Below are 16,958 nucleotides of genomic sequence, written 5' to 3' on the forward strand. Positions count from 1 at the left end.
ATGACAAAACGTGAATTCTTGGACGACTTAAAAAGCCGCCTGTCGCAATTGCCGCCGGAGGAACTCGGAAAACGACTGGCTTATTATGCGGAGCTGATCGACGACATGACCGAGGACGGTATGGACGAGCACGCCGCCGTCGAAAAGCTCGGAGACGTCTCAAAGATCGCAGAGGATATTCTGCGCGAACAGACGCTGCCCACGCTGATGAAAACCCGGATGCGCCCGAGCGGCGGATGGACGGCGTTGAATATTATTTTTTTGGTGTTGGGCTTCCCGCTGTGGTTTCCGCTGCTGATGGCGTTTATTGCCGTCGTGCTTTCGATGTACGTTGTCATCTGGTCGATTGTCGTGGTTTTATTCGCGGTAGTATTCTCAATAGGAGCAGGCGGAATCGCGCTGATTGTCTTCGGAATCTGGAATATGATTCAAAACCCGCCGCTTGCCTTGATTGCCCTCGGTTCCGGCGTCGCATTGGCGGGACTTGCGGTTTTCGCGTTTCTCGGCGCGGTCGCGGCGGCAAAAGGACTCGCAAAACTCACGGTTGTAATCGCGAAGGGCGTCAAATCGTTGTTCATCCGCAAGAAAGCATAAATAGTCAAACGAAGAACATATTGATATTTTGAAAGGCAGGATTTGTCATGAGTAAAGCATTAAAAATCACTTTGATTGTCGCGGGAGTGCTGATTTTGGTCGGTGTTATGACCGTGAGTCTGGCTACGGCATTCAGCGGTTTCAATTGTGAAAACATCTGGAAAAATAACACGTTCAACTTCCCCTGGAAAGTGAACATCGGTTCGAACAATATCACGGGCTACAAGAACGTTAACAATGCGTACGCCGCGGACGGGACTTACACCGCGGGCGCAGAAAGCCTCACCGGCATCGATTTGAAATGGGTCGCGGGCAGCGCGACGGTCTCCGTTTATGACGGAAGCGAGATCACCTTCACCGAGACCTCGTCCGAGGCCCTGACGCAGGATGTGGCTCTCCGGTACGGCACGGAAAACGGCGTTCTTTATATCCAGTATTGTTCGACCAACGCGCCCGACGATCTGCCGATGAAGGCACTCGACGTTAAAATCCCGGCCGCACTTGCGGCCAGTCTGGGCGCTTTTGATTTTTCGGGTGTTTCGGCGCAGCTGAATATCTCAGGTCTCACAGTAGCCGATTTGGATTGCGACGGGGTCTCGGGTCAAATTGACGCCTCCGGCCTCACGGCGCAGACCGTAGACATCGATACGACTTCGGGCGAGATTCGGTACGAGGGCAGCTATGTGAAGATGAATGTCAACACGGTTTCGGGTATGGTGCGCGTGAACAGCACAGGAACGGCGCAGGAAACCGAAGTTGATTCCACTTCCGGAGCGATGGCATTTGCGGGGAAAATCGGCGCGCTCAAGACCAATTCCATCTCGGGCGAGGTCTTTACCGACGGTGCGGTCTATGCCGATACAGCGGATATCGACACAACTTCCGGCAGTGTTTCGCTGCAGTTTGCGGTCCGTCCCGCCGATCTGAAAATCGACACCATCTCCGGCGGCATCACCCTGACGCTGCCCACCGACAGCGGTTTCACTATCGAATATGACTCTGTCTCGGGCGGGATGGATTGCGCGTTCAGCGTCACGATGAGCGGGAACAAATATATCGCCGGAGACGGCGCAGGCAGGTTCGATATCGGCACAGTCAGCGGCGGACTCAGAATCAAAACGGCACAATAAGAGGTTAAGAGAAAGATCTAAGCTAAAAGTGTAAAGGCACATCTCCGTAGGATGCTTTTGCGGAAATACTAAAAATTCCCGGTCGAAAGGCCGGGATTTTTTATTGTAAAAACACGCTTTTTTATCGTTAATGCTTTTCGACATAAAATTATATTGAAACGGGAAAAGTATAACAAATCAATACGCGGGGAGAGTTCATTATAACAAACAGCATCACAAACAGGCAGATGGTTTTTATTTTGTTTATGACGCTTACCTCATACTCTACAATCGATCTTCCTAAAATGATGGCACAATCGGCAGGCAGAAGCAGTTGGATACCGATTATAATCGCTTCTGCCCTATTTGGCATTGTTGCAATTATCATCGTAAAATTAAACAACATGTTTTTAGGCAAAGTATTTTTTGATTACGGCAGGGAAGTGATCGGCAAGTTCTTCACCTATGTAATCGCCGTTTATTATATTCTGTATTATTTGATACTCAGTGTTTATTTAAAATCGAAAATGGTCGACGTAATATCGGCGAACTTTTTACCCAAAACGCCGAAATTTATACTTATTGTATTGGGAATGGCTCTGTTTGCTATGGTGGCATATAAAGGCATCACGAATATTGCAAGAATGTTTGAAATTTTCGGCATTTCGCTTTTGATTATAACGCTGACGATCTGTATTATCATGGTTGCGGAAGGAGATAAATACAATGTATTACCCCTTTTAAACCCGTCAGAGATAAAAAAATATACAAAAACAATAAAGGATCTTTTTTTTCCGTTCGGCGGACTGGAGGTTTTATTGATCATACCGTTTACCGCGGCGAATAAAAAGGCACCCGCGACGGCCTTTTTTTCACTTCTGTTTATCGGCTTTTTTTATGTGTTGATTGTGGAAAGCACCATCATGATTTTGGGGATCAATAATACGATTTTATTGAAGGACTCTTTTATTGAAGCATTTAAAATAGCGCAGGCCCCTGTGATCGAAAGATTGGATATTTTTTATCTCACTTTCGGATTGACAAGCTTATTCAGCGGAATGATCATAGTTACTTCTGTTGTAACTGAATATGCCTGCAGAATATTTTCGAAAGTAAAGCGCATTTATATCGTGTCTGGCGTATTTATCGTTTTTGCAATTCTCGGTTTGACCACCATGAATATGAAAGATATCGAAAAAACCGTTGAAAGTTATGTTCCTTATCTTGTTTCTGTTGCCACTGTTTTGATCCCCGTGCTCGTTTTTATTTTGGCGAAAATAAAAAAGCGGAGTAAATTATCTCCTGTAAAGAGGGAAGAGTAAAAAATTATGAAAAAAACTTTATGCTTTTTATTAATATTCATTGTTCTTGCTGCTTTAACGGGCTGCGCGGGGGATTTCAAGGATATCAATGAAAAATCGATTGTAACAGCGGTTGCCGTTGATAAAAAGGGCGACGAAATCTATATTTTTGTGGAGATTGCCAATATTAAAGCATCCGGCAAATCAGAGAGTAAAAGCGGAACCGGAAAAAAATATATCCTCTATATCAGCCATGGAAAAACGATAACCGAAGCCAGAGAAGATTTAGACAGGCAATTGGATAAGACTGTTTATCTGAGTGCGGTAAGATCATTGATTTTAACAGAGAATTTCGCAAAAGAATATCTTGTGGATTATTTATATCGGCTCAGGGCAGATGAGACATACCGAAAAAAACATTCACCGTCATCACGAGAGAAGATCCCGAAGCTTTATTTAAGACTTGCAATGAAAAAGATGTATCAGTGGGATTTTTTACGGAGGACCTGTTGAAGTCCCTTGAACAAAACGGTGAATCTTTTACGAGAACCACGACACGTTTGCTTGAAAACCTCTCGGAAAAATATACGGGGATTTTATTGCCCTGTATCGGTTTATATGACCAAAACGTTGCATTGGACGGATATTCCGTAATCCATGATACCACTATCGTCGGGTTTATACCCGTGGAAGGGGCAAAAGGTCTGATATTTATTAAAGCGGAAAAACCCAAATTTTTTTATATCGTATCTTATCGGAACAATCGGTTTACCATGGAAGTGAAATTAAAAAAAAGAAAAATAAAACCGACTTTCGACAACGGGCAAATCCACTATGAAATGGCCTTTGAGTTTGAAGCAAAGCTGGTTCAAGGCCATGAAAAAACGCCTTATGGCTTTACCGATACGGACTTTGCAAATGTTGCGAGAAGCCTTACGGAGGTGTTGAAAACCGAGATTAATGGTGCGGTTGATCAGGCGCAAAAAGATTTTATGTGTGATTACATCCAGTTTGACGATACGTTTCGCCTCAAATATCCGTCGGAATTCGAACAAATGGAATGGGATACCGAATTTGAAAAAGCGACTTATAACCTTGATGTCAAAGTCGCTTTGAGCGGAAATACAGCAGTGGATTATGAAACCGGCGAACAGAAATAAAAAGGAGAAAAGTATGTCGAATGGGTTTGATATTGAAAAAACAGCGGCAGCGCTGAAGTCGAATCATTCTGATTTTGCCGAAAGAACGATTCCGTTTCATAACGGAATGATCAAGCTGCTTTATATTAAACAGCTGACGGACAGGAATTCCCTTTCCGAAAACGTTATCAAGCCCCTTATGCTGCACGGTTCTCTGACCAAAAAGCCGATCAGCGCGCAGACGGCGGTAAACGAAATCATATACGCCGACGACTGCAAGATAGAATCGGATCTCGGTAAAATCGAATACTATATTCTTTCGGGAATGACAGTGATCCTTTTTTCAACAGATGCGGAATATATCGTAGCCAACTTTAAAGAGTCGGAACACAGGGCGGTTCCGACTCCCGAACTGAGTTTTACGCTGCGCGGCCCGCAGGATTGTTTTACGGAAAACCTTGACGTCAATCTTTCGCTGCTGAGATATCGGATGAAAGATAAAAACGCCAAGATCAAAAAATATGAAGTCGGTTTGAGGACAAAAACACAAGTCGCTGTTGTCTATATCGAAGATATTGCCAATAATACCGTCGTTGCCGAAATTGAAAAAAGAATACAGAGCATTGACGTCGACGGCATCAGTGAATCGGGCGAACTTCAGTCCTTTTTACAAAACAATAAAATGCAGTTGTTTCCCAGTATCGGTCTGCTTGAGAGATCCGATATGGCGGAGCATTCGCTGCTTGAAGGGAAAGTCGTCGTTTTAGTGGACGGAAGCGGAATCGCTTTGCTTGCGCCGAAAACCTTTGTTGAATTTTTTTATGCTTGCGACGACAGGTACGACAATAAATTTTTCGGGTTTTTCGCAAGAATGCTGCGCTATATTTCTTTCATCATTTCTTTGACTGCTACAAGTATATTTGTCGCAATCACATCGTTTCATACGGATGTTTTACCGAGTACCTATGCCATATCCCTTGCCGAAATGCGCATCAATGTGCCTTTCAATTCGTTGATCGGGGCACTGTTAATCGAGTTTCTCGTGGAATTGATTAGGGAGTCCTTGCTCAGAGTCCCGAAACAAATCGGTTCCGCAATCGGTATTGTAGGTGCGATCGTGATCGGACAAGCCTCTATAGCGGCCGGAATTTTCAGCCCGGTCTTATTGATCATCGGAGCAACATCGCTGCTTGCTTCTTTTTCTGTTCCCGATTATTCGTTAATGAATCCGATCAGGATATTGAAAATCATCCTTTTATTATTTACGGGAGCATTGGGCTTTTTTGGATTCACTTTGTTTTTGACCTGGATATTGGCCGATCTCGTTTCATTAAACAGTTTCGGAGTGCCCTATTTGGCGCCGGTGGCTCCCTTTAATTTTTATGACTTTATCAGGGTCTTTATTCAAAATGTGACCATTAACCCGAAACGGCCGAACTATTTGCGTACGAAAAACCAAACAAGAACCAAACATTGATTTAATCGGTGAACAGCAACCGCTTAATCCTTTAAAATATATCAATCTTGCTCTGCAAATCAAACGTCACACCCTGTTATTCCATATTGCGCCAGAACCGTTTGTGCCAGTGCTTTGAGTTCGTCAATGACGTTTTGCGGTTTGATCATTTTGACATCGGCACCGAAATTCATCAGCCAGGTTAAAAAATGCGGGCTGATTTCGACGCGCACGGTGGTCTCGAACTGCTCGTTGTCAACCTTGTACATTGTGACGTCGTGCCCGAACCGATCAATGATAATACCGGCCATACTGTTTTTGCAACGCAGGGTGACTTGCTCATCCCTGCCGCCGTACATGCCGAATACCTTTTTCGAATAGACGCCCATGTCGAAATTTCTAAATGCGGCTTGTCCTTCGCGCTTATCTCCGCTGACCGAAATATGCAGCATCTTATCGACGCGGTAGTGTTTGATTTTTCCGGATGCGCTGTCGTAAGCGATCATGTAATAATTATCGTCGTCCCAAGTGAGCGCCCAAGGGCTGACCAGATAGGAGGAGCCGTCATGGCGCAGGCGCTTTTGCTTGTTTTCGTCCCACTCGTAATATTGAAAGACGATCTTTTTATCGGCGTTGATGGCGGCATGGATGGCGTCGACGGTGTAATAAATACTCTCGTTCATCGTCTTGATTCGGTTGGCGACGAAGACCTGCCGCTGGAGCTGGCGGGCTTGTGAAGAGCTCGCAAATGATTCTATTTTTTGAATCAATTCGGTGCTCTTTTTATAAGTGATGAATTTTGAGGACTGAACGGCATCAACCAGCAGTTTCAATTCCGGAAGCTCAAAAATGCGGTCGGCGACATAATAACCGACAATCCTGCCGTGGCTGACCTGAATGTCGAGTCCGTAAAGCCGAAGCGCGTCGAGGTCGTCGTAGACGCTTTTTCGCTCGGCTCCGACCCCTCTTGCCTCGAGTTCGTCAATCAGCTGATGCATGGTCAGCGGATGGTCCTCGTCAGTACATTCGAGCAGGATTTTCATCAAATATAAGATTTTCAGCTTTTGATTGACAGTCCTCGGCATAAAAAGTCTCCTTTTGGAATCGGTATGGAAATTTTAGCACAGAAATGAAAAACGGTCAACCGCAAGGTTGAATTCCGCATTTTTTTATGTTATTCTGATGGCGGAGACACGATGCAGAACGCAGAAATCGTTTTTACGGGAGAGGCGGCGCTTCATGACAGCCGGAACCGGAACAAATACGAAATTATTCAACCGAATCTTTTGCGCAGCGATTGCGTTCGGATTGTTTCTGTGCGCGCTGGTGATGTTATACAGCCTGAATTATCACCGGATCAAAGGCATTAACGGTCCGCAAAATACCATTGCCGGACTGACGGAAATTGATTTTGAAAACGGTGAAACCGCCTATTTGGACGGTGTTTGGAAAATTTACGACAAAAGATTCATCATCAGCGATTCGGTCAAAAACCCGGAAGGAGACCGGTATGTCATCGTACCGAGTTATAAAGATAAAAACAGTTCCGGTGAGTCCTTTTTTTACGGCAGTTATGAGGTGACGCTGGTCACCGCAAGCCGAAAATCAGACCTTGCGATCTACATTCCGAATTCATGCGTCGCCTACAAGATATGGTTGAATGACCAGATGGTCGGAAGCAGCGGGGTGCTCGGCAAGACAGCTGAAACAGTGGTCGCCGATGTCGGATACAGCACGCTCTCTTTCGATCTTACCGAGAAGATTAACAATAAGCTCATCATCGAAGTCGCAACGCGCAAGTTCGGCGGGCTGTACATAACCCCGAGGATCACTTCTTACCATCTCCTTGAGAGTAATAATGCCTGGGACGAGACCGCTGCTTTTTTAATTTCGGGTATGCTGATTGCAAATGCGATCATCTTTATCATCCTTCGGCTTGTCGTCAAATATCGTCCTTTTACGGTTTGGTTTCCGCTGTCGTCATTGTTTTTCTTTGTGCGACTCTTGATGACGCAGGATATGTTTCCTTCTTACCAGAAGGTATTCGGAAGCGCCTCGTATGAAAACGTCATTTTAGCCTCGGTTCTGGCTTCATTTATCTTCGTCTTTTCCACAACCATGTTCATTTTGGGCTTATGCGAATTTCAGCGCAAATGGGTCTCTTACGGACTCGCCGGCTATCTGGCAGTTGTCTATGCCGGCAGTTACATTTTATCTTTTGTTTCGATGGAGCGGTTTTCAATAATCCTCGCAACGCTGTTTGCCGCTGTGGTTCCGATCACATGCGGCGTCATCATGGTACGGAAAGGATTATTGAACAGACAGACACTGATGCCGGTGCTGTTATATGCCTTTGTGACGCTGCTGCTCGGGATGAACGGAATGCACCTTGTCGGTTGGCTGATATTTCCGATGCGCAACCTCGGGCAGTACCTCTTTTTAGCATTAAGCTGGTATGTTGTCATCTTTTATGCTTTACGGATCCGCGGGATGTATGTGGACTCCAAGAAACTCGCAGCTTCGGAGACCGCGCTGCTCAAGAGTAACGCCACCTTGATGTTGAGCCAGATCAAACCGCACTTTATCTACAACACGCTGACAACAATTCAATCGATGATTAAGCTCAATCCCGATCAGGCTTATAACACAACAGGTATTTTTGCCTCTTATCTGCGTTCGAATATCTCTGCGCTCGACAGTTTTGAACCGGTGCTCCTTTCAAAGGAACTTGATAACGTACGTTCTTATGCCGATATCGAGCAGATTCGGTTCGGAGATAAGCTTCAGGTAATCTATGATATCAACAGTCAGGGGTTCTTGCTGCCGCCGCTTACCATCCAGCCGCTCGTTGAAAACGCCATCAAGCACGGTATCAGAAAACGCTCCGGAAAGGGAACCGTCACCGTCTCCACCCGTGAGGACGAAGATTTTTACTACGTCACGGTTGCTGATAACGGCGTCGGATTTTCTCCCGAGAATATAGACAGCACACTTTCGGTCGGACTGAAAAACATCGAATACCGGCTGCGCACCATCAGCAGAGGCCGGCTTGAAATAGACAGCAAACCTGGAGAGGGAACTGTCGTGCGTATCATTATTCCCAAAGAGGGCGCATGAATATTTTTTATTTCCAATAAGATTTCATATTCACGAAAGGATGTTAACCCGAAATGTCAAAGCTGAGAATAGTCATTGTAGACGACGAGCCATGGATTTTGTCGCATACGGAAATGGTCTGCGGTGAATTTTCGGACATAGAGGTCGTCGGGAAATTTACCGATCCAAAGGATTGTCTCGATTTTCTGGTGAAAGAGCAGGCCGATGCGGCAATTTTGGATATCGAAATGCCGGTGATGAACGGAATCGAACTCGGAGCGGAGATCAAAAGAATCCGCCCGGAGATCGCGTTGATTTATTCCACCGGATACGACAATTATGCCCTTGAGGCATTCGGCATCAACGCGACAGCCTACATTCTCAAGCCATGCAGCAAAGAACGCGTGGCAAAGGCCATCGAGACAGCCCGCGCCATCGCAAAATATACAATGAGCCCTGTTTTCATCCGGACATTCGGTGAATTTGACGTTTTTGTCAACGATCTCCCCATCTATTTCAAAAACGCCAAATCAAAAGAATTGCTCGCCTTGCTTGTCGACAGGAGGGGCTCCACATTGACCGGCGAGCAGATCACCGGTTATCTCTGGGAAGATAAGCTTTATAATGATACCATCGGCTCCTACTTACGCCGGGCGATCATGAATCTCCGACAGACCCTTTCCGAGCACGGCATCGAGGATATATTGATCGACGAACGCAACGCGAAGGCCGTTGACACGCAGAAGTTCGTCTGCGATTATTATCGGCTGATGGACGGAGACGCAGAGGCCATCGCAATGTATGACGGGCGGTATATGACAAATTACTCCTGGGCAGAGGAAACCACCGCAATGATTGACAATAAAATTGACTATTACAGTCGCGGGAACGCATAATTTTCAAAAGAATTTTGAAAATAATTCAAAAAAGTGCAAAATTTACACGATAGATACACGATATTTATACTTATTGTATACGGTGGCTATGCTAATATATCGCTAAAGGGGTTGTGTACCCGCGCTTCCCCGACGGCTTTCATGCGGGCCGTCACATGAGTTTTTTGTTGTTCTCCTTTCACGCTTTTTCGCCCGAGGATTTCCCCGGGCGAACATTCTTTTCAGAGGAAAATCGGCGGCTGAAAAGCCGCTTTTTTTTGATTTTAAAAAAAATCGCGGGACATTTTGTCAGAGAAGTTGTCAGGATTTTTGACGGTTGATTGAAAACGGAGCAGAAATACTATATTGTATCAGTTCGGCACCGCTGCTTTGATTTTTCATTTTGTCGGCGGCGTTTTCATATGGGAGTAATAACATGTACACTCAAAAACCGTTTTTTAAATATATTATTACCTGTACGCTCGTCCTGTCCACGCTTTTTTCTTTCGCCGTGCCGGTCAAAAGCGAGTATGATTCGCACGTATACGACTCCCTCGAATCCTTTTTGAGCGAACAAAATTCGCCAAAACCTTGTGCGTTCAGTACTGTCGGACAGAGTTCCCCGGAAAAGAAACTCATCAAATGGGTGGATTTCAAAGTGCCCGCAGCAGCGATGAAAAAGTCCATCGCGCTGGATATCGCGTCGCAGGAGAAAGAGATTCAGCTGCATTTTATCGAGATGCTTGCGTATTTGGCGGCGAAAAACGGCAACAATTTCGGCAGTTATAAAAATCAACAGCTTGACGATCTCGCCGCGAAATTGAATTCGGGCAAAACCATAGAAGAACTGACCGAAAAGATGAACTATTACGATTATTACGTTGAGGCGTTTACCGCGGTGCTCGGCGGGTTCGTGGGATATTACGAAGTTGAAGTGCCGAATGCGGACGGGCAGGGCAAGCACTGGGAACAAAAATACGGCATCAAGGTGTTTGCTCCGATCGCCAAAGGGTTTTATTACGGGCATTATGACGATTTCGGCACCGGGCGCGGCTACGGGTTTTCGCACCGCCACCTCGGCAACGACCTTGTCGGGTCGATCGGCACGCCGATTATCGCCGTTGAGAGCGGTGTGATCGAAGAGATGGGTTGGAACCAGTATGGCGGCTGGCGCATCGGCATTCGGTCGCTCGATTCCAAGCGGTACTATTACTATGCGCACATGCGCAAGGACTTCCCTTATAAAACGGGGCTTGCGGTCGGCTCGAAGATCAAAGCCGGCGATGTGATCGGCTATATGGGCCGAACCGGGTACAGCCGCAAAGAGAACGTCAACGGCATGAATAAGACGCACCTGCATTTCGGCATGCAATTGATTTTCGATGAGTCGCAGAAGGACTGCATGAGCGAAATCTGGATTGACGTCTACGAGATCGTCAACCTGCTCGGCAACTGCCGTTCGGCAGTCGTCAAAGACCCCGAGACCAAGAATTATAACCGGGTTTATGATTTTAACGACTTGTCGTTTGTGCCGAGGGATTAGCGAACGCAAAGTAAAAAGTAAAAATGAAAAATGAAGAGGTAAGGTACCCTGCGAGGAATTTGGTAAAGAACGCCTTTATTAAGTTGAGAATTTGTTTATGTTCGGAATGTTAATCTCATCAATGCCGAAAATTGTTCTGATAAACGAATTCCACATGATACGTTATCAGATAGAGGTATTCCATAAGGTCTATGGTGCGCTGACGGTAAGCCGAGGCGTAATTACTATTGATCATCACTGTGCCAAATGTGCCCATTCTTGATAGATCTCCCCCCATGCCTAAAGTGTTCTCGGTAAAAATCATGTCACCTTTTAGAGATTCCAGAAAAGCGGTTTGCGCATCGGAAAGCTCTTGAAGGCAGGCGGGGTCGATTTCACCGCTTTGAACATAACCGCTCAGCAGATTGTACAGCTTTTCGTATTGGGATTCCATTTCGGATTTCCAAAGCGCGGCGTATTCGCCCGCAGACATATTCATTCCGGCGTTGCTGTCGTCGGAGGTTTGGAGTTTATTTTTATAATCATAATCGATATCATTGTTGCGAATGATTTCCGAAAATTCGTCGATATCTTCTTCGCCGACCAGAAAGCGACCGTAATACGGAGCGGTTTGGGTCGCCGGTGCACAGGCGGCAAGGAGCAACACGGCGAACAAAAAGAGAGCGATGTGTTTGGGTTTCATAGAGGCCTCCTGTTATACGGTATGATTGAAATTGGTCGCGCGGCGAGTTATAGGAACCACCCCGGCGCTGCGCGCCACCCCTCCACAGAGGGGAATTTTATATCATCTTTTTCAATTTTAACTCATACTGCGGTTTGGTGATGTATTCGAGATATTGAATGCCGCCGTCGAAATTCAGGTAGGCGCGGTATTTCTCGATGAAATCGGGTACGATCAGATATTCCAAAACGTGGTCTTTGGGCACCCAACAATGCGCGGTGGTTTCGTCGGAAGGGCGGAATTCGCCCTGTTGATAGGTGCAGGTAAACCCGAAAACCACCTTGGTGGGAATTGTTCCGTAGCCGTTGTAACCCGGATAGGTGCAGGTATTGGACGTGACGCAAAACAGCTTTTGAACGGTGATATCCATGTCGGCTTCTTCCTTGGTCTCGCGCACCACCGCGTCGATCAGGTTTTCACCGACCTCCACCTGACCGCCGGGAAACATCCAAACATCGTGACCTCGGCTTTTGAGCAGAAGAATTTCGTGGTTTTCGTTTTCGACAATGCCGAATGCGGCGACAATGTGTGTCGGGAACTGCTTTTCCATCGTGATGCCTCTTTCCATATGGTTTCTGATTTCTCGACAATAATATCCAAATTAATTATAGATGCAATCAACCATAAATGCAATATCTTCCAGTCGAGGGGAATGCAAAATTTTAGAATTGCAGATAATTTTTCGAAAAGGCAAGGTGATTTTCAAACGGGGATGTGGTATAATCGGGGGAATGATTGGTGAATGGGAAGGCGGTATATTTCAATGGAACGGGTTCAAAAAATCGATATTCATGTGCATACGGTACTTGAAAAGGGGATCCCCAGATTCACGGGCGATACCTTTACCACTCCCGAAGAGTTGTTTGTTTTTTATAAGCTGCTCGGCGTTGAAAAAGGCGTCGTTTTGCCGGGTGTCTCGCCCGAGGGGTCGTTTGACTCCAATAACAATAAAGAGGCCTATCAGGTTGTGCGCGAATATCCGCAGCAATTTTACTGGTTTTGCAACATCGATCCGCGCATGGGGAAAAACAGCCCCGACACGGACTTTTCGCATTTTATCAATTATTACAAAGACCACGGGGCAAAAGGCGTCGGTGAGCTGACGGCGAATCTCTATTTCGACGACCCGCTGGTGTTGAATTTGTTTAAACACTGCGAGGCCTGCGAGATGCCGGTGACGTTTCATATCGGGTTCAAGGGCAATGACTACGGGTTGATTGACGAGCTGGGGCTGCCGCGTCTTGAAAAGATTTTAAAGATGTTTCCGAAGCTGAAGTTTTTGGGGCACTCCCAAAAATTCTGGTCGGAGATCAGCGGCGATGTCACCGAGGAAAAGCGCGGGCAGAACCTTCCGGGGAAAGTCACGCCCGGCGGGCGGGTCGTGGAGCTGATGCGCAGATATCCGAACCTGTGCGGCGATCTCTCAGCGGGAAGCGGATATAACGCGATTTCGCGCGATCCCGAATTTTCATACGGATTTTTAGAGGAATTCCAAGACCGGCTGTATTACGGCACCGATGTCTGCAGCCCGCTGAACATCACCTGGGATATGATCAAACTTTCGGCGTTTTTGGACGAGGCGATGGAAAAGGGCAAAATCAGTTATGCGGCGTATAAAAAAATCTGCCGGACAAACGCATTGAGGTTGTTGGAACGATAATAAGGGAAAAGTTTAGAGTGTAAAATGTAAAGTGACAGCTCCGTTATATTGTCGGGGGGCTGTCACTTTAAACTTTACCTTTTACATATTACACTATTATTTGTAGATCAGTTCTCACGTGTCGGTGCCGTTATAGGAACCGAAGGCCTCGGAGTAGCGATTTTCGAGAAACATCGGGAGATATTTCGGGGTGTCGTTGGTCGATGGGCGGGTTTTGAGTGCTTCGAGCGAAACCCAGAAGTTTTTGCCCTCGTCGCAGTCGGTCAATTCGTCGCGATAATCCGTAGTCTTGAATAAAAACACAAGATAGCGGTCGAAAGTCTTGTTATTCAGCCAGTGGAAGATACCGCAGGATTGGAGATTTTCAACGGTGAGCCCGGTTTCCTCTTTGACTTCGCGGGTTACGCAGAAGCAGGAAGAATTGCGCGTAAGAGCGATTCTTCAAGAGCGTTGTTTACGACGCTTTGGCCGCCCGGGGAAGGACCAGCCCTTCTATCTTTTAATGCGATCCTGGACTAAGACCTCGCCGGTTATTGGGTTTTGAATCATAAACATCGTGGTGAGTTCGGTTTTCGGCATACACACAGGGTCCTTCCAAAAGATAAAGAATGGGATTATTTTACCACAGCCGAAGCGGATTGGCAATCAGACGGTAATTTACCTAATTCAATTTACTTTGTAGTATAATCATGTATAATGATTATGAATTGATACGTTGCTCAAGGAGGAACATCATGAAACTGACATCGCACGAACGCATTATGCGCATTTTTCAAAATAAAGAAATCGATCGTCCGGCCATCAAACTCTGGGCATTTGAACCGGGCATGAAGCTGACAAATCCAGCATATCATCCTGTCTGTGAGGCGGCACAAAAAACAGACCTGTTTCTCACCATCGGGAACAACATGGACATCTACTGCGGGAAATATGTAAACGAACTCATTACGCGGGAATATCGTGAAACCGATCAACCGATCTGGATCGATCACCACATCACATTCCACACCCCGAAAGGCGATCTGAAGGGCGTCATGCGTTTTTCCACGATCGGGGAACCGTCATACACGACGGAATATATGATTAAAGAACCGGAGGATATGGACAAACTGCTCTCGATGCCGTATGTACAGGGCGATTATGACCCAGAACCGTTTTTTGAAAAACAAGCGCAGGTGGGTGACCGGGGCATCGTGATGAGCGGGCTGGATCATGCGGGGTATGCGCTGCAGCGGATTACCGGCTCGGTAAATTTGGCATTGTTCAGCGTCGACTGCCGTGAAAAAGTCGAAGAGGTGCTCAGTGTTTATTCGAAACGGCTGGTAGACTGTGCCAAGACCATTCTTTCGTCAGGCGTGAAAGCGCCGCTCGCCTGGGTCGGACCGGAGCTTTTCACTCCGCCGCTGCTGTCTCCGAAAGACTTTGACGATTTTATTTTCAAATTCGACAAACCGATCTGTGATGTCGTACATGAAGCGGGAAGCCATGTCTGGGTACACTGCCACGGGAAAGTTGCGAAACTCGTGGAGCGGTATATCGAAATGGGTGTGGATATCTTGAATCCGCTGGAGCCGCCGAAAAACGGTGATATCAATATGAAAGAGATCGTCCGGAAATACGGGAACCGGATCGGCTGGGAAGGGAATATCGAAATGCAGGATCTCATCCAGTCCAAACCGGATCACCTGCGGGAACTGATCGACGAGTGCGTCGAAGCCGGGAACGAGAGCGGACGGTTTATCCTTTGCCCGTCGTCGGGATTTATGGAATACCCGAGGCCTTCCAAAGAGTATATCGAAAATTTGTTGATTTATTTAAATTACGGGTTCGAGCGCGTCGAAGCGTGCAGGAAATAGCAAAAAGCCGGTCGGTTGACCGGCTTTTATAGTACTCCCCGAATAAAGGCACCGGGGACCGGAGCGAATGCATATTAAAACATCTAACTGGGGGTATATATACGGGCGGCCATATGGGGCCGCCCCTTCGGTGCTCAGCGAAGTATTATTGCGTGCTGTACATGCCGTTTTGGGCCATATACTGGTAGATCTGCTCGCCGTGCTGCTGCTCTTCGCGCTGGATATGGTTCAGGGTATCGCGGATTTTGGTGTCATGGAATTCGAAGATGCCGGTGTTGTAGACCGAGGAGACGTGTTTTTCGGTTGAGAGCGCATCGGCGCAGACATAGCTGTCGCTTGCTTTGTTTTGATCGGTATTCGCCGTATTCTGATAGGTCGGCGTAAAAGTCAGTTTGGACTGGCTGCCGCTGCTGCTGCCGGTACCCGACGGTACCGTCGGAACGGTTCCGCCCATGATTTGCGTGACTGTATTCAGATGCTGCTGCTCGTGCTGGCCGATCGTTGTAAACAAATCCTTTAACTGCTGATCTTTTGCGTCACAGGAGTATTTGTTGTATTTCTCCACGCAGACGTGTTCCTGTTCTTTTAAATCCTTGAGAATACCGCTTTCTTTCTGGGTGAATTGCATGATGAATTACCGCCTTTCTTATCAATCGGGCATTAGCCCGTTTTTCGGTAGTATGGCGGTTTTTGGCGGTTTTATTCGGTTTACCGACATATAACGACGGAATTATTCCCGGTTTGTCGCTGATAGGGTAAAGTGATTTTTGTAAAAATCGAGCGCGCCTTCGTCGCGCAGTTTCGAAAGCTCCGCGGACATGGCGCTGCGGTCGACCGAGAGATAATCCGCGAGTTCCTGCCGGTTCATCGGGATATCGAACGAGGCATTTTTGGCTTTTTTGGCCTCAGCGGAGAGAAAGGCGAGCAGTTTTTCGCGGGTGGTGCGCTTGGAAGTGAACTCCATCTTTTGATTGAGCAGGATGTTTTTATTGGCCAAAATGCGCAGCATGTTTAAAATCAACCGGTGGTGAAAGGCACAGGAATTGCCGCAGGTGGTGATGAGCTTTTTGAAATCGACGAACATAATTTCGCTGTCAACGGCACTGACGACGCTGACCGGCAGCGTTTTGGCATCGGAGCAGACAAAGGTCTCGGCGAACAAATCGCCCGGCTCAAATACCGAGACGATGTTTTTGTTGCCGTAAAAATCCTCCTTGATCACTTGCACCTGACCCGACAGTACGATGCCGACGGCTTGAACCTGATCGCCTTCCGAAAAGATGAACTGCTTTTTTTCAAAGGTCTGCACTTTGGCGGCAAGACACGAGAGCAGCGAATTCAATTCCGTTTGACTGATGTTTTGAAATAAATCAATTGTTTTTAAAACCGATAAAAAATTTTTCATAAAAGCTCAATTCCGTTGGAAATCCAACCGATTGTTTGATTTTAATATAGTAGAATCGGATCATAAAGTCAAGGGACTTGGAACGGAGGAATTTTTATGAAAAGACAGATGATCAAGATAGACGAAGAAAAATGCAGCGGCTGCGGACTGTGCGCAAGCGCCTGCCGCGAGGGCGCGATCGGCATGGTGAACGGAAAAGCCAA

At 46.6% G+C, this 16,958-nt stretch carries 18 protein-coding genes; 12 read left to right on the forward strand and 6 right to left on the reverse strand.

Annotated elements, in window-relative coordinates:
• From PKH29_00510 to PKH29_00535, 6 genes are all read left to right on the forward strand, one after another.
• On the forward strand, nt 1-594 hold a 594-nt coding region (locus tag PKH29_00510; protein ID HNX13318.1), incomplete at its 5' end, for a DUF1700 domain-containing protein.
• Between the two features lie 47 nt (nt 595-641).
• Nucleotides 642-1,724, forward strand: coding sequence for a DUF4097 family beta strand repeat-containing protein (locus PKH29_00515; protein ID HNX13319.1), 1,083 nt, complete (start codon nt 642-644; stop codon nt 1,722-1,724).
• A 212-nt stretch (nt 1,725-1,936) separates the two neighbouring features.
• Complete coding sequence (locus PKH29_00520; GenBank protein HNX13320.1) at nt 1,937-3,025, forward strand: endospore germination permease; 1,089 nt, start codon at nt 1,937-1,939, stop codon at nt 3,023-3,025.
• 6 nt (nt 3,026-3,031) lie between these two features.
• The gene (locus PKH29_00525) at nt 3,032-3,517 is read left to right on the forward strand and encodes a hypothetical protein (protein HNX13321.1); all 486 of its coding nucleotides are present in this window, start codon (nt 3,032-3,034) and stop codon (nt 3,515-3,517) included.
• The gene (locus PKH29_00530) at nt 3,490-4,164 is read left to right on the forward strand and encodes a Ger(x)C family spore germination C-terminal domain-containing protein (GenBank protein ID HNX13322.1); all 675 of its coding nucleotides are present in this window, start codon (nt 3,490-3,492) and stop codon (nt 4,162-4,164) included. The genes PKH29_00525 and PKH29_00530 overlap by 28 nt, the downstream gene beginning before the upstream one ends.
• 13 nt (nt 4,165-4,177) lie before the next feature.
• A complete protein-coding gene (locus PKH29_00535) occupies nt 4,178-5,620 on the forward strand; it encodes a spore germination protein (GenBank protein ID HNX13323.1) in 1,443 nt (480 codons plus the stop codon).
• Between the two features lie 59 nt (nt 5,621-5,679).
• Here the strand turns inward: PKH29_00535 and PKH29_00540 are convergent, their stop codons facing one another.
• Nucleotides 5,680-6,684: a WYL domain-containing protein gene (locus PKH29_00540; GenBank protein HNX13324.1), complete on the reverse strand. Its 1,005-nt coding sequence runs from the start codon at nt 6,682-6,684 to the stop codon at nt 5,680-5,682.
• 154 nt (nt 6,685-6,838) lie between these two features.
• On the opposite strand from PKH29_00540, the gene PKH29_00545 reads away from it, so the two are divergent.
• The 3 genes from PKH29_00545 (at nt 6,839) to PKH29_00555 (ending at nt 11,113) form a co-directional block, all read left to right on the forward strand.
• On the forward strand, nt 6,839-8,716 hold the full coding sequence (locus PKH29_00545; protein HNX13325.1) for a histidine kinase: 1,878 nt from the start codon (nt 6,839-6,841) through the stop codon (nt 8,714-8,716).
• Nucleotides 8,717-8,769: 53 nt separating this feature from the next.
• A complete protein-coding gene (locus PKH29_00550; GenBank protein ID HNX13326.1) occupies nt 8,770-9,591 on the forward strand; it encodes a response regulator in 822 nt (273 codons plus the stop codon).
• A 415-nt stretch (nt 9,592-10,006) separates the two neighbouring features.
• Nucleotides 10,007-11,113 carry a M23 family metallopeptidase gene (locus PKH29_00555; protein ID HNX13327.1) on the forward strand — a complete coding sequence of 369 codons (1,107 nt, stop codon included), beginning with the start codon at nt 10,007-10,009 and terminating at the stop codon, nt 11,111-11,113.
• A gap of 118 nt (nt 11,114-11,231) precedes the next feature.
• Here PKH29_00555 and PKH29_00560 read toward each other — a convergent pair whose 3' ends face one another.
• Together PKH29_00560 and PKH29_00565 are read right to left on the reverse strand one after the other, a co-directional pair.
• A complete protein-coding gene (locus PKH29_00560) occupies nt 11,232-11,795 on the reverse strand; it encodes a hypothetical protein (GenBank protein HNX13328.1) in 564 nt (187 codons plus the stop codon).
• A gap of 97 nt (nt 11,796-11,892) precedes the next feature.
• A complete protein-coding gene (locus PKH29_00565; GenBank protein ID HNX13329.1) occupies nt 11,893-12,384 on the reverse strand; it encodes an NUDIX hydrolase in 492 nt (163 codons plus the stop codon).
• Between the two features lie 213 nt (nt 12,385-12,597).
• On the opposite strand from PKH29_00565, the gene PKH29_00570 reads away from it, so the two are divergent.
• Nucleotides 12,598-13,494 carry a hypothetical protein gene (locus tag PKH29_00570; GenBank protein ID HNX13330.1) on the forward strand — a complete coding sequence of 299 codons (897 nt, stop codon included), beginning with the start codon at nt 12,598-12,600 and terminating at the stop codon, nt 13,492-13,494.
• 114 nt (nt 13,495-13,608) lie between these two features.
• Here the strand turns inward: PKH29_00570 and PKH29_00575 are convergent, their stop codons facing one another.
• The gene (locus PKH29_00575) at nt 13,609-13,932 is read right to left on the reverse strand and encodes an NUDIX domain-containing protein (GenBank protein ID HNX13331.1); all 324 of its coding nucleotides are present in this window, start codon (nt 13,930-13,932) and stop codon (nt 13,609-13,611) included.
• 296 nt (nt 13,933-14,228) lie between these two features.
• Between PKH29_00575 and PKH29_00580 the strand changes: the two genes are divergently transcribed.
• A complete protein-coding gene (locus tag PKH29_00580) occupies nt 14,229-15,350 on the forward strand; it encodes a uroporphyrinogen decarboxylase family protein (protein HNX13332.1) in 1,122 nt (373 codons plus the stop codon).
• A 145-nt stretch (nt 15,351-15,495) separates the two neighbouring features.
• Here the strand turns inward: PKH29_00580 and PKH29_00585 are convergent, their stop codons facing one another.
• Both PKH29_00585 and PKH29_00590 read right to left on the reverse strand, forming a co-directional pair.
• On the reverse strand, nt 15,496-15,978 hold the full coding sequence (locus PKH29_00585) for a spore coat protein (GenBank protein HNX13333.1): 483 nt from the start codon (nt 15,976-15,978) through the stop codon (nt 15,496-15,498).
• Nucleotides 15,979-16,080: 102 nt separating this feature from the next.
• Nucleotides 16,081-16,755: a Crp/Fnr family transcriptional regulator gene (locus PKH29_00590; protein HNX13334.1), complete on the reverse strand. Its 675-nt coding sequence runs from the start codon at nt 16,753-16,755 to the stop codon at nt 16,081-16,083.
• 96 nt (nt 16,756-16,851) lie between these two features.
• Here PKH29_00590 and PKH29_00595 point away from each other — a divergent pair.
• Nucleotides 16,852-16,958, forward strand: a 107-nt coding sequence (locus PKH29_00595; GenBank protein ID HNX13335.1) for a 4Fe-4S binding protein, incomplete at its 3' end; no start/stop codon positions are given.

The sequence above is a fragment of the Oscillospiraceae bacterium genome, from assembly GCA_035353335.1.
In the GTDB taxonomy this organism is placed as follows: Bacteria; Bacillota; Clostridia; order Oscillospirales; family JAKOTC01; genus DAOPZJ01.